The sequence below is a fragment of the Pseudomonadota bacterium genome (genome assembly GCA_041395565.1).
Classification (GTDB): Bacteria; Pseudomonadota; Gammaproteobacteria; order UBA9214; family UBA9214; genus UBA9214.
The window spans coordinates 88,638-101,713 of sequence record JAWLAI010000009.1 but is presented as its reverse complement, the minus strand read 5'-3'; the positions used below and the strand labels follow the sequence as shown (position 1 = coordinate 101,713).

Sequence of the window (13,076 nt, the reverse complement as noted above, 5' to 3'; positions counted from 1 at the left end):
ATACAAGTCTGATAAGTGCTGATCTGCAAGTAGTACGAGCCATCCCTGATTCTCGGTTATACGAAATATCGCTTTCCAGCAGCATCCAGAGTAAGTATGTGAAGGTCGGCGTGTTGGCTATGAGGGTTGCCTTGGCTGCAGGGGGACAGGTATGCAGGGTGTTGTCGGTGTGCAGGTGCTGAGCGTGTTTTGAACTCCAGGGATATTGCGGCGAAGCTGTGCTGGTCGTTTCAAGTGTGCTGCCGACCTCCTGAGGCCATTACAGAGTGCAGGCCATACATGATGCTGGATTTGTGGCGGCATGCGCAGTTATATTTCGCATAATCACTCGTACGTAAAATGATACTTCATTTGAATATTGTAGAATTCGTGTATCTTCAGGGCATTATCAATAATGATGCATGCCAACCCGGTATACCTGAGCCATGAATGTACAGCCCAAAGTCAGTGTCATCATTCCTACTTATAACAACGCCAGATACCTGCCGGAATCGATAGATTCAGTATTGCGCCAGTCGTATCAGGACGTAGAAATTATAGTGGTTGATGATGGATCCACTGATGATACTCCTTCCGTGTTGGCGAAATACGGTAATGACATCACGGTCATACGTACGGAGAATCACGGTGGACCATCTAGACCTCGCAACATCGGAATTGCACAGGCAGCTGGTGGCTTGATCGCACTGTTTGATTCTGACGACATTATGTTCCCTCAAAAACTCGAAACGCAAGTTTCCATGTTTTTGAAGTATCCGGATATGGAACTGCTTTCAACCAATTTTCGAAGCATCGACGCGAGCGGAAACGTCCTTACACCGGATTATTTACGCGAATACGAGAGTTTCCGCGGCATTCTTCATGCAAGGGGGGAGAATGTCTATCAGCTTGGCGCAGACAAGCTTTATATGGCGCTGAATACAAGTAACTACATCGGCACGTCAGGTGTGATGACGCGCGATTATGTGTTAAAGGATAATCCGTTTGATGAGGCTCTGACCTGCATAGAGGACATAGATTTGTGGCTAAGGTTGGCGCTTAAATCTGTTAGCTTCTATTTCCTCGATGTAGTGTTGCATTCCTATCGAATTAGGAAGGGTAGTCTAGAGCGCCGCACGACAGAGCGATTCCCGTCTGCGCATCACTTCTGGAGTAACCAGATGGATCGGGTGGTTCGTACTGCAAAGATCTCGGAGAGTGAGATTGAAGTGCTGATGGAGCGGCGTATCAGTGTGTACGAAAACTATATACATAGATGTATCGAAGAGCGAAAGTGCCGGGATGCGCGGAATGTTTATCAGGAAATATTAGCCTTTTCACCGGAATACAGTAACAAGAAGGTATTGCTGAAACTCTGGTTATGCAAGGTTTTGGGTCGATCGTGACGCTTTAAATTACGTGTGCGTAAAACAAGGATGGCGGTATGGGTGGACGTATGAGTCGCAGGGATACGGGTTGGAGTCGACTGTGCTGTGCTTATCTCAAGCCTGCAATTTCGCGGTTAGCAATTCTGTTCTTTTCCGAGCATGCAGTTCCATGTTGAGTAAGGCCGCAGTCAGACCAAGTGCGAACCACCAATATATCTCGTAGAGATCCATTCCGAACAAGCCTAATACCAATCTGAGGAAAATGAACATGTAAACCGCCTGGGCAGTGGCATTCATCCATTTGAGATCCGCCACATGCTCCAGGTATGTTGGGTTATCATTCGCGTTTTCTCGATCCATTACTTCCTTTAGTCGCTTGATCTGTGTCTCGATGTTCGATTGCAGGGTGTTGAGAGATTTTTGTAATACGTATATAAATCCTAGAAAAGTTATCAGCCCTTGTATACCAAGGTTGGTGGCGACTTCCAAATAGAGGTTATGCGTATCCTGGCTTCTGCCGAATTTCTGTGATCTTACGATCGGAAATGCCCCTACGCCGATACCCAGGGGGTTTTCCTTAAAAACCTCCCAAGCGTCTTTGATGATTTGTATCCGCGTTTCTGAGGATTTGCCTTCCTTTTCATGAAGTGTAAATATTGAGTCAAATCTGTCCAAATAATCATGCGGAATTGCTGGAATCAGAGCGATTGAGATCGCGGCTATCCAGAAGAGGGTTTTCCAGGAGTTCTTGGATCGTTTAATTATTAGGCCGACGCCAAATGCTACTGCAACATAGCCGGTCCGCGAGCCAGTAAAAATAATGATGTTTGCCGCGAGAGCGGCCAATGCGAGCAGTGCCAGCTTGAACCATTTTGATACTAACGGATACATGTATAAAACAAACGGGAGGGTGCCTACTGCCATGCCTGAGTAGGAGTTGGGGTGAAAATATATAGGGGTAGAACCCCAAAGCCTGGGAATGCCCTGGTTCTCCCAGATCATCGAACCCGTAATTGTTCCCACGAATCCCTCTTGTCCCATTTTCATGCATGCAAGTAGAAACGCCGCAATAAACCATTTCAATTCCCTTGGGTTATTTACAAACGCTGCGATCATGAGCGCAAACATGGAAAACTTGATGACGCGATCGAAATATACAGTGCTTGAGTGTGAAACGTCGGCTGACAAAAAAGTCATCAATGTCATTAAAAAAATTAGCAGCGCTGTCCAGCCAAAGATTCCGGATTTGGCTTTTTCCTTTTTGGACAACTGTATTGGCAGGGCAGTCAGAACCAGCAGCGCCCCTAGAATCATTTGAAAGCGAATTTCTCCTAAAAATGGGATGCGATAGCCAACTTCCAGGTAGATATAAATGATGTATGTTAAAAACGCGAAAAATACTGCAGCGTTTGTTTTGGGGTAGCCGTTGCTGGTGTTGTTGCTTGCCTCCATGTAAGGGGTATTGCTGTGATGTCGAGATTGCATCGCGGCTTGTTGAGATCTTTCGTTGAACGATTTCATCACATCATCAATGCCTTTGCAGCCAAGCGGCCAGGTTGATGAGCTGCCATGTCTGAATATCCGAGGATTTGCTCAAAAAGTTCCTGGTGCCGTTGTAGTCGAGGAAGTCATAGAGTCTTGAGTTGCTGCTATATAGGAGAGTCGCCGCAAGCGCCTTCATGTCGTCTCTTGCAAGCCATGACAATATTGGTGCACCAAATCCTTGCTTCTGCCGGTTTCTGATTGATGCTGGCCATTCTTGCGCAAATGCGGTGCGAAGTAATATCTTGTCAGATGAGTCAGAGATCTTGAAGCTGGCTGGTAATGAGATGCAAAACTGTGCGAGTTCGGTATCGAGGAATGGAGCTCTCAGTTCGAGTCCATGCGCCATGGCAGCGCGATCGGTTTTGATCAGGATGTCGCTCGGCATGTAGTCGGTAACATCGTCGCGGAGTGCGGCATCAGCCGGGCTTTCTGCACAGTCTGCAGATACATAATGGCGCGATGGTTGTGGCGTGATACCGAATGATAATAACTCGCGATCGCATATTATCGACATGGTGTTCTGGTGTGCGGTTAGTGCAGAAGGGTATCGATACTGCAGCTGGAGTCGAATATTCCTGGTTTCAAGTCGGTGCGCGCTTTTCGTCTGTAAAATTCGTGCGGCGCGCGCCATGATGCGCGCTGCGGTCCACCGTAGGAAAAGATGATCATGGCGTCCTGCAGTGGTTGGATAGTATTGGTACCAAGGGTATCCGCCAAGCAGCTCGTCTGCGCCGTCACCAGTCAGTGCGACCTTCGTGTGCTTGCTCGCAAGCTCGCAGAGGAGATAAGTGGCGATATTCGATGAGTCATAAAACGGCTCATCATACACATCCTGCATTTTCAGTAGTAAGTCGGCGACCGGTACTGCATCGGCGCTCAGTTCTACATGGTCCGTGGAACGCGCAGCCGCGACTGTGCGGGCGAACTCGATTTCACTGTGGCTACCAAGGAAGTCGAAGGAGAATGTCTTCAAGTCCGGTTTCACACGGCTTGCCGAGCAGACGACGGTTGTGGAATCTAGTCCACCGCTTAAAAATGCGCCAACAGGAACGTCGGAAACCAACTGGCGGCTTACAGCCTGGTCAAACAGGTGGTGGAACCTTTCAGCTGCTTCCGATAACGAGTAACGGGTTTCCGTTGGAGGTAATTGCCAATAAGGCTGAATGCTGACCTTACCCTCTCGTAGTATCAGCATGTGCGCAGGCGGAACAGCCTGAATGTTGCGGTAAATGGAACCATCCGAGTATGGATAACCGCGTCGCAAATAGCGCACTAGTCCAGCCTGGTCTATCTCCGGCGCTATTAGTCCGGAAGCAAGGATGGCCTTGATCTCCGAGGCGAAAACAAAGGTGTCATCTGGGGTTTGTGCGTAGTAAAGCGGCTTTTCCCCAAACCGGTCCCTGCCGCAGAGCAATTGCTGGCGCTTATCATCCCAGATTGCAAAAGCAAACATCCCTGGCAGGTGAGACATCATCGTGTCCCCGTACCTATCGTACAATGCCAGTATTACCTCGGTGTCAGAGGTGGTTTGAAATGGATATTCTTTCAGGTTTCTGCGGATATCCCTGAAACCATAGATCTCACCATTGAATGTCACAGCGACTGATCTATCGCTGCTTGGCATTGGCTGTTGCCCGGTTGCAAGATCTATAATTGCCAGTCGCGTGTGCCCGAGGCCACAATTTTGAAACAGAAGCTTTCCATGGCCATCAGGGCCGCGATGGTTGAGCGCGGCAACCATGCCGTCCAGAGCTGATTGATACCTTGAAACATCCTGAGTGACAATGCCAGCTATTCCGCACATTTAATGTCAGAATCCTTTACACTATTTGTTGTCTAGTTGTGATGGTCATAAATGGCATACCATGCACGGCTGTCGCGGGCAGAGAAGAGGTCAGTAGGGGAGACCGTCGTATGGACGGGCAGAGGTTAACGCGCAATCGTGACTGAGCAGTAAGTTGCATGTTCGGTGATCCGATAGCAAGGCTGTGAACTGATTCGGATTGATTTGCTGTCTGTAGTGATGTTGGCGCGAGTATTGCCCGCTGCGCGCATGGTACCGTAATTTGCGGGGTGATACTCCAGAGCATATACCGCAGGTTGTGTGGCTGTACGTGGTGAATGCAAATCAATGGCCATCTCCTAAGGAAATTTCAAACTGCAGCCGATAGTTGCGTCGTAAAACAAGCAAGGCTGTACCTCAGTTGATGCGTCATGCGTTCTTCGTCTGGTATGCAAGCGGTACCTTTGGTCCTCGGCAGTCTGCGCACATGGTTGGGTGACTTGGAAACAGATTTCTGAAACGGGGATACTGGTTCTCTAATACTTTTGTCTGAATTGTTTATTTCCCCGTTTCGGATATATTGAAGAGACTTATTGCCACTTTCCAGGCGCAAAGCAATATACGAACTCGCCAAGGTTTCACGGCGGCTCCTGACTGACGCCACTAATCTATTTAAAATACAAATAGATAAGTATATTTGGATTGCCATCCGGCATGAGCAATTTTGACATTTTTCAAAATATTGCGGAATAGATCAAATGCCAGATAACACACCTCGATCCCGTGACGAGGCGGGGCGGCAGGAGCGCACCTCGCACAAGGGGAACGTACGTTTCTTCTCGCACTCCACCGAGGTATTCCGGCATCACATACCCACCGAGTTTGTCCTCCTGGGCGTGATCGAGCTGATCGTCCTGTTCGCTTCGTTCTATGTCGGTATCGAATTGCGCCTGTTTGACATGCCCTGGCACGAGGCGGTCAGTTCGTACACACACAGCGCCTTCGTCTATGCGGCGATCATGCTTTCCAGTCTGATCGCCTTCGGTGCCTATCAACGCCAGTCGCAAAAGTCGCTCAGCGAGCTGGCCGTGCGCATCGCCAGCAGCCTGGTGGCCGGCCTGGTCATTCTGAGTCTGACCTACTACATCGTGCCGACGTTCTTCCTCGGCCGCGGCGCGCTGGCACTGGCCGTCTTCGTGAGCTTTGTCAGCATCATGGCCGTACGGCTGGCGTTCATGAACATCATGAGAACCTACGATCTGCGCCTGCGTGTGCTGATACTGGGTGACGGCAGGAGCGCCGGGCTCGTCAAGCAATCGCAGTCGGCGGGCGAACTCGACGGGCTGAATATCATCAGCTACATGCCGGTACCAGGAGATCACGAGCAGGCCAAGAGCCTCAGCCTGGTGAATACCCAGGGTGCGCTGGCGAAGTATGTCGCCGAAAAGAACGTCGATGTGATCGTGCTGGCCATGGACGATCGCCGCAAGGGGCTGCCGGTGCACGATCTGCTGGACTGCAAGATGGGCGGCGTGGAAGTCGTCGACCTGCCCACCTTCTTCGAGCGGCATACCGGCAAGGTGCGCCTGGACATCGTACAGCCGAGCTGGATCTTCCTGTCCAGCGGTTTCCGGGTCAGCCACTTCCGGCGTATGTGGAAACGGCTGTTCGACATCGCCGCCGTGCTGATGCTGGCGCCGATCGTCGCACCGATCACGCTGCTCGTCATGTTCGCGCTGCTGATCGAGAGCCGGGGCAAGGCATCGGTGTTCTACACCCAGACCCGGGTGGGTGAGAACGGCCTTCCCTTCCAGATCTACAAGTTCCGCAGCATGCTGGTCAACGCGGAGCAGGACGGCGTGGCGCGCTGGGCCACGAAGAACGACTCCCGCATCACCCGCGTCGGTGCGCTGCTGCGTAAGTTTCGCATCGACGAGATTCCGCAGCTCTTCAACGTCCTCCGCGGCGACATGAGTTTCGTCGGCCCGCGGCCGGAACGGCCGGAGTTCGTGCAGCGCCTGGCCGAGAAGATTCCCTATTACAACGAGCGGCATCGCGTCAAACCGGGTCTCAGCGGCTGGGCGCAGATACGCTATTCCTACGGGGCTTCCGAGGAAGACGGGCTGGAGAAGCTGCAGTACGACCTCTATTACGTCAAGAACTACAGCATCCTGCTCGATGCGCTCGTGCTCCTGCAGACGGCCGAAGTGGTGCTGTTGGGCAAGGGTGCGCGCTAGCCTGCTGATTCTCCGCTGGCAGCCAGCGGCCTGACTGCGCGCGCCGGACCTCCGCGGCTGAATCCATCGCCGGGCTGCCTGCAGCCATAACCCTGCTGTATCCCCCAGTCCCTGGCAGCTGTACTGTCGGGGACGGCATTCTCCTGATATTAATCCGGTTTTGTGATCTGAGGCACAGCGTCGCTGTGGCAACAGACACGCCCGCCACGCCTGAATTCTCCCAAGATACTTCAAGGGTTTTCCCGGTATCTATTGCCTTGCCCGGCCAGTCTGGCCGGGCGCATGGAGATTGCGCGTATGACGGCATGGCACAAGACATGGAGCTTCCTCAAGTGGTCGATGCTGGGGGTGTTGCTCACGCTGCCCCTGGCAGGGTGCCTGGAGGTGCTCGATGAGAATGCGCCTGCGCAATCCGTGTCTGTTGTCGGGGCGGATGTCGTGATCAGCGGGAGTGTCGGTGACGGTCCGGTGATCGGTGCCACGATCACGGTCTACAGCAACAGCGGCGAGGTCCTGGGAAGCATGACCAGCGACAGTTCCGCAAGTTTCAGGTCCACACTGAAAGTGAAGGGTAACCAGTACCCGCTGCGCCTGGTGGTCAGCGGGGGTACCGACCTGGTGACGGGTGCGGCACCCGACTTCGAGATGTCCTCGGTCATGCGGAATCCGTCCGACAGGCAGGTCAACATCAATCCGTTCAGCACGCTCATCGTCATGCTTGCCGAGCGGGCGCCCGGCGGGCTCAGCAGCAACAATGTCGAGGCAGCGCGCATTATCGTCATGCGTGAACTGGGCTTCGGCCTCGACGCAACTGCCGTGCCCGATCCGATCACTGCCGAGATAACATCGGCCAACGCCGCGAATCTGGTCAAGGCGAGTGAGGCGCTGGGAGAGGCAATCAGGCGTACCCGCGACGCGATCATGGCGAGCGGTGGTACGGTCAGCGGCGACACGGTGATGGCAGCGCTGGCAGCCGATCTGGTCGACGGCAGTGTCGACGGCCAGGGCGGTGCCGCTGCGGACGCACTTACGGCATCCGTTGCCAACGTGGTATCCGCGCAGGTGCTGGTAGAAACCCTCACCAACAGACTGCGCATCGGAGGTGTTGTCGCGACCTCCACCATCGACCAGGCCATCGCCATCGCCAGGCCCGATATTACGACTGCACAGCTGACCGAGAGTGTGACAGTTACCGGCCAGCTGATCGAGCAGACCCGTATTGCGCTGGCTGCGGCGCAGGTGCTCGATGCCGGCACCGAGGTAAAGACATTGGCGACCGGTGTCGCCGGTCTTGCCCCGGGTATCCTGCCGAGCGCAGCGCGCGCAGCGCTCCCGGCCAGTGGCGGTCTGGTCCTGACCGGCGCCGCAAACCAGGTCGCCCTGGCCAGTACGACCGATCAGGTCGCCATCAACCAGGTGGTGGCGCTGGACGGCAGCACCCCGCCGCCGCCGACCTCGGCCGGGAACACGCCGCCGGCGATCGGGGGCAGCCCCGCAGGTGCGGTCCAGGCGGGCAGCAGTTACCAGTTCCAGCCCACGGCGAGCGATGCGGACGGCGACAGCCTGAGCTTCAGCATCAGCGGCAAACCGGCCTGGGCCAGCTTCAGCAACACGACCGGGCGACTCGGCGGTACGCCGGGCGCGACAGACGTGGGCAGCTACAGCGGGATCCGGATCGCGGTGACCGACGGCACCGACACGACCAGCCTGGCGGCATTCGCCATCCAGGTGACGGCCGCGCCGGCTCAAACCGGCATTATGACACTGAGCTGGGTAGCGCCGACGCAACGTGCCGATGGCACGGTACTGTCGCTGTCAGAAATAGGCGGCTACCGGCTCTACTACGGTACGACGCCCGGCGCATACAGCAATACGGTCGAAATCGCTGACGGAGCGGCCACGACGGCTACAATCACGGATCTGGCGCTGGGTTCCTACTATGTTGTGCTCAGTACCTATGACAGCAACGGGTTGGAGGGCGCCAAGTCGTCTCCCGTGATCAAGACCGTGCAGTGACGGGGCATCGTGACGCCGGGCCGTTGGCGCATGTTCGCAGCGATCGCGTCCGCATGTCATCCTGAAACTCGCTCCAGTCAACCGGCTTCTGTGTAGCTGCATCGTGCCCGCTGCAACGACCCGCGGCGGGTGCAAAGCCTGCACCCGGATCAGAAGCATCCCCTGCAACAGTGGGGTTATCGGGCCGTTGCGTCTGCTGCAGATACGATTGTTCTGCTAGACTTGGCGCCAGCCTGCGGCCGGAGAGCGGCCGCAAGATCCGCATTGTTCCAGTTGTGTAATCCGGTATACGCAACGTACTGACATTCTTCCCGTGAGTTTTTTCCAGCCAAAATCCATCCTCCGGCTCATATTGACCGGCTTTTCACTGGTGGCACTGCCGTTGATCGTTGCCCTGGTGGTGGCAACCATTTCGGTCGACCGCCTGGTGACGCACGGTCAGCAGGCCCTGCTGCAAAGCGTATTCGCCACCCAGGGCAGTCAGACACTGATGGAGGCGATCAAGGCCATGGAGCGCAATGCCCGCCAGTATCAGGTGCTTGGCGATGATGTCCTGTTCGGGGTGTACAAGGAAAACCACACGCGCTTCGTGGATACGGCCAAAGGGCTGGAATCGCTCGAGCTGGCGCCGGGACAGCGCAACCTGCTCGAGGAATTGCGCATCGCCGAGGACGAATTGCATACCGTGTTGCTGACGTATCCGCATGACGCGCCGGAAACCAACGATGCCCTGCCTTCGTTCATCGAACTCAGCCGCATGGCGCAGCAGATCCTGTTGGAGAATCAGGACCTGATCACCCACGGCGTGGAACAGATGCAGAACGAATCGGAAAAAGTGAAGCGCACCCTGGTCATCCAGGCAGTGGCGCTCGTGCCTTCCGTGCTGATACTGACCAGTATTTTCGCCTTTCTGATCTCGCGCCCCATCCGCCAGATCGATAACGCAATCCGCCGGCTGGGCGACGGCAAGTTTTCCGAGTCTGCCGAGATCACCGGCCCGCGTGACCTGCAGCAGCTCGGCGAGCGGCTCGACTGGCTGCGCAGTCGCCTGCTCGAGGTGGAGCAGGACAAGAAGAAATTCCTGCAGCACATTTCCCACGAGCTGAAGACCCCGCTGACAGCCATCCGCGAGGGTGCCGAACTGATGCGTGAACAGGTGGCCGGCGAGCTGAACGAGCAGCAGCGTGAGATCGTGGACATACTCCATGACAACAGTCTGCAGCTGCAGAAGCTGATCGAGGACCTGCTCAATTTCAGTATCATGCGTTCCCGCTCGGCCGGGCTGGTGCGCAAGCAGGTGGATCTCGGTGTGGTGATCGAGGAGGTGCTGGCCGATCACCGGATGGCCATGATCGCGCGCCAGGTCGTGCCGAAACTTCGCCTGCATCCGGTCAGGCTCATGGGCGATCGCGAGAAGTTGCGAGTCATGGTGGATAATCTGGTATCCAATGCCATCAAATATTCGCCGGACGGCGGTGAGCTGCAGATTTCGCTGATCGCTGACCGGAAATACGCCATCATCAAGGTGACCGATGCCGGTCCGGGTATACCGGATGCGGAGCAGGAGCTGGTGTTCGAGGCCTTCTATCAGGGCGCGCCAGCCGACAAGGGTGCGGTGCGCGGTACCGGTCTTGGACTCTCGATCGCGCGGGAGTACGCGCAGGCGCACGGGGGCAATATCACCGTGCTAAAATCGGAAAGCAAGGGCGCAAGTCTGCGCGTCATACTGCCGCTGGAGCAAGCCGCATGATATCGAAACGGACGTTCGTGCTGCTGGCATTGCTGGCAGGCCTCTGCGGATGTGCTGAGCTGCAGCCCTATCGCGCCGCCGTGCTGGCGCCGGTGGTGGATGGCAGGTCCGGTGCCAACATCTGGCTGGAGGCGCTGCATGGGGTGCGGGACAAATCGCCGGAACAGCAGCAGCAGATCCTAGAAGACTGGGAGCGGTCCTTTGCCGCAAAGCCCAACATCGATAACCGGATGCGCCTGGTGCTGCTGATGACCCTGGGCGGCGAGTCGGTGCGCGATATCCGGCGTGCACGCCGCCTGCTGGATGAGGTTGATCCGCTGCCGGAAGCTGCGGCCGATCGGGAGATGGTCGTCGTGCTGCAGCAAATGCTGGACGAGCAGGGACAGTCCGCCCGCAAGCTGAGTATACTGTGGAAGCAGGTGACCGAGCAGAATCGGCGCATCGAGGAGCTCGAGCAGCAGCTGCAGGCCCTGACCACGATTGAACAGAACATACAGAGCCGGGACGCCCCGGCGGTAATCGAAAATGAGCAACAGTGAGAAGCCAAGAATCCTGCTGGTAGATGACGACAGCAGCCTGCTGCGGCTGCTGTCCATGCGCCTGTCGGCAGCCGGTTACGCGGTTAGCGCGGTCGAGAGCGGGGAGCAGGCGCTGGCGCAGCTGCCGCTGTTCCGTCCGCAGCTGATCATCACTGACCTGCAGATGTCGGGGATGGACGGGATCACGCTGTTCGGCCAGGTGCACAAGCGCAACCCCGGACTGCCGGTGCTGATCCTCACCGCGCACGGCACCATCCCGGATGCCGTCGACGCGACCAGCCGCGGCGTATTCAGCTATCTTACCAAGCCGTTCAACAGCAAAGTACTGCTCGAGCATGTCGAACGGGCACTCAAGCTGACCGGTGATGTCCCGATCAGCCAGCCGGATGCGGAATCCGAGGCGTGGCGCAGCGCGATCGTGACGCGCAGCCCGCTGATGGAGAACCTGCTCACCCAGGCACGCCTGATCGCGGACAGCGATGCCAGCGTCCTGATCCAGGGACAGAGCGGTACCGGCAAGGAACTGCTCGCGCGCGCCATCCATAACGCGAGCCCGCGCGCAGCGCGGCCGTTCGTGGCGCTCAACTGCAGCGCCATTCCCGAAACCCTGTTCGAATCGGAGTTGTTCGGGCACGTCAAGGGGGCCTTCACCGGCGCCACCCGCGACCATCCCGGCTTGTTTCGTGCCGCCGAGGGCGGCACGCTGTTCCTGGACGAGATCGGCGACATGCCGCTCAGTTTCCAGGTCAAGCTGCTGCGGGCGCTGCAGGAACGCGTCATCCGTCCGGTCGGCTCGACCGGTAACGTCGACGTGGACGTGCGCATCATCTCCGCCACGCACCAGGACCTGCTGCAGGCCGTCGAGGAAAGCACCTTTCGCGAGGACCTGTATTACCGGCTCAATGTGGTCAATCTGGAGCTGCCATCGCTGGCCGAGCGGCGCGAGGACATCATCCTGCTCGCCAATCACTTCCTGCGCCAGTTTCCGGATGCACAAAAGCGCGGTATCAGCGGATTCTCGCCCGAGGCGCAGGAGGCGATGCTGTACGCCGCCTGGCCGGGTAATGTCCGCCAGCTGTACAACGTCGTCGAGCAGTCGGTGGCATTGTCCACGACACCGCTGATACCTGCCAGTCTGGTGCAGCGGGCGCTGCGCAACGAGTCCGCGGATATTCCCTCCTTCGCCGATGCGCGTAACCAGTTCGAGCGTGACTATCTCACCCAGTTGCTGCAGATCACCAACGGTAACGTGGCGCAGGCGGCCCGCATCGCCAAGCGCAACCGCACCGAGTTCTACAAGCTCCTGCACAAGCATCAACTCAGTCCGCCTCAGTTCAAGTCGGTCAGTTCCTGATTGCCAACGCCGGTTGCCGACGGCTGTGGCGTCGCCGGTTTTGGCTGTCGTCGATTGTGGACACTCAATCACGGCATCTGCATAAGTATCTGATAGCAGATAAAAATAAACGTATCCGTACGGAGACAGCCGGCCGGCTGGCGGTGGCGGCCCGTGCTGATGCGGCGCTGTGTAACCGCGCCGCCGGTTTGATTCAACTCCATGAATTAGAATGAATAATTCCGGGTGCGGCCGATATCTTCGGCGCGATCAGCAGGCAGTCCCGAAGCAGGGTGGGGTGTTTCGGTAACTGCGGATCAGGGCCGTCTGACCCGGCCTTTTCAACTAATTGATATAAAAAGTATTTATTCGCTACGGCGGGGCGATTCGGAACGCCCGGACTGGAGCGATCTGCTTGGCATCGTCCTTGCAAGTAGCCTCAAAAAATTGCGAGGCGGCGTGCAGCCGGGGCGTTTGACATGCTTTCACTACCATCAACCGCGACG

Annotated in this window: 8 protein-coding genes; 6 read left to right on the top strand and 2 right to left on the bottom strand. The window is 56.5% G+C overall.

Going from position 1 to position 13,076, the window contains the following annotated elements:
- Window positions 1-425: 425 nt before the first annotated feature.
- Window positions 426-1,385 (top strand): glycosyltransferase family A protein, encoded by a 960-nt coding sequence (locus tag R3F42_14825; protein MEZ5543293.1) that lies wholly within the window; start codon window positions 426-428, stop codon window positions 1,383-1,385.
- A 96-nt stretch (window positions 1,386-1,481) separates the two neighbouring features.
- On the opposite strand, the gene R3F42_14820 is transcribed toward R3F42_14825, so the two are convergent.
- The gene (locus R3F42_14820; GenBank protein MEZ5543292.1) at window positions 1,482-2,888 is read right to left on the bottom strand and encodes an O-antigen ligase family protein; all 1,407 of its coding nucleotides are present in this window, start codon (window positions 2,886-2,888) and stop codon (window positions 1,482-1,484) included.
- A gap of 7 nt (window positions 2,889-2,895) precedes the next feature.
- Window positions 2,896-4,716, bottom strand: a complete 1,821-nt coding sequence (asnB, locus tag R3F42_14815) for an asparagine synthase (glutamine-hydrolyzing) (GenBank protein MEZ5543291.1) — start codon at window positions 4,714-4,716, stop codon at window positions 2,896-2,898.
- 737 nt (window positions 4,717-5,453) lie between these two features.
- Here asnB and R3F42_14810 point away from each other — a divergent pair.
- The 5 genes from R3F42_14810 (at window position 5,454) to R3F42_14790 (ending at window position 12,591) form a co-directional block, all read left to right on the top strand.
- Entirely contained in the window at window positions 5,454-6,932 is a 1,479-nt protein-coding gene (locus tag R3F42_14810; protein MEZ5543290.1) for a TIGR03013 family PEP-CTERM/XrtA system glycosyltransferase, read from the top strand.
- A gap of 297 nt (window positions 6,933-7,229) precedes the next feature.
- Window positions 7,230-8,948, top strand: coding sequence for a putative Ig domain-containing protein (locus R3F42_14805; GenBank protein MEZ5543289.1), 1,719 nt, complete (start codon window positions 7,230-7,232; stop codon window positions 8,946-8,948).
- Between the two features lie 370 nt (window positions 8,949-9,318).
- Entirely contained in the window at window positions 9,319-10,698 is a 1,380-nt protein-coding gene (locus R3F42_14800; protein ID MEZ5543288.1) for a HAMP domain-containing sensor histidine kinase, read from the top strand.
- Entirely contained in the window at window positions 10,695-11,237 is a 543-nt protein-coding gene (locus R3F42_14795) for a hypothetical protein (GenBank protein ID MEZ5543287.1), read from the top strand. The genes R3F42_14800 and R3F42_14795 overlap by 4 nt, the downstream gene beginning before the upstream one ends.
- On the top strand, window positions 11,224-12,591 hold the full coding sequence (locus R3F42_14790) for a sigma 54-interacting transcriptional regulator (protein ID MEZ5543286.1): 1,368 nt from the start codon (window positions 11,224-11,226) through the stop codon (window positions 12,589-12,591). The genes R3F42_14795 and R3F42_14790 overlap by 14 nt, the downstream gene beginning before the upstream one ends.
- Window positions 12,592-13,076 lie beyond the last annotated feature (485 nt).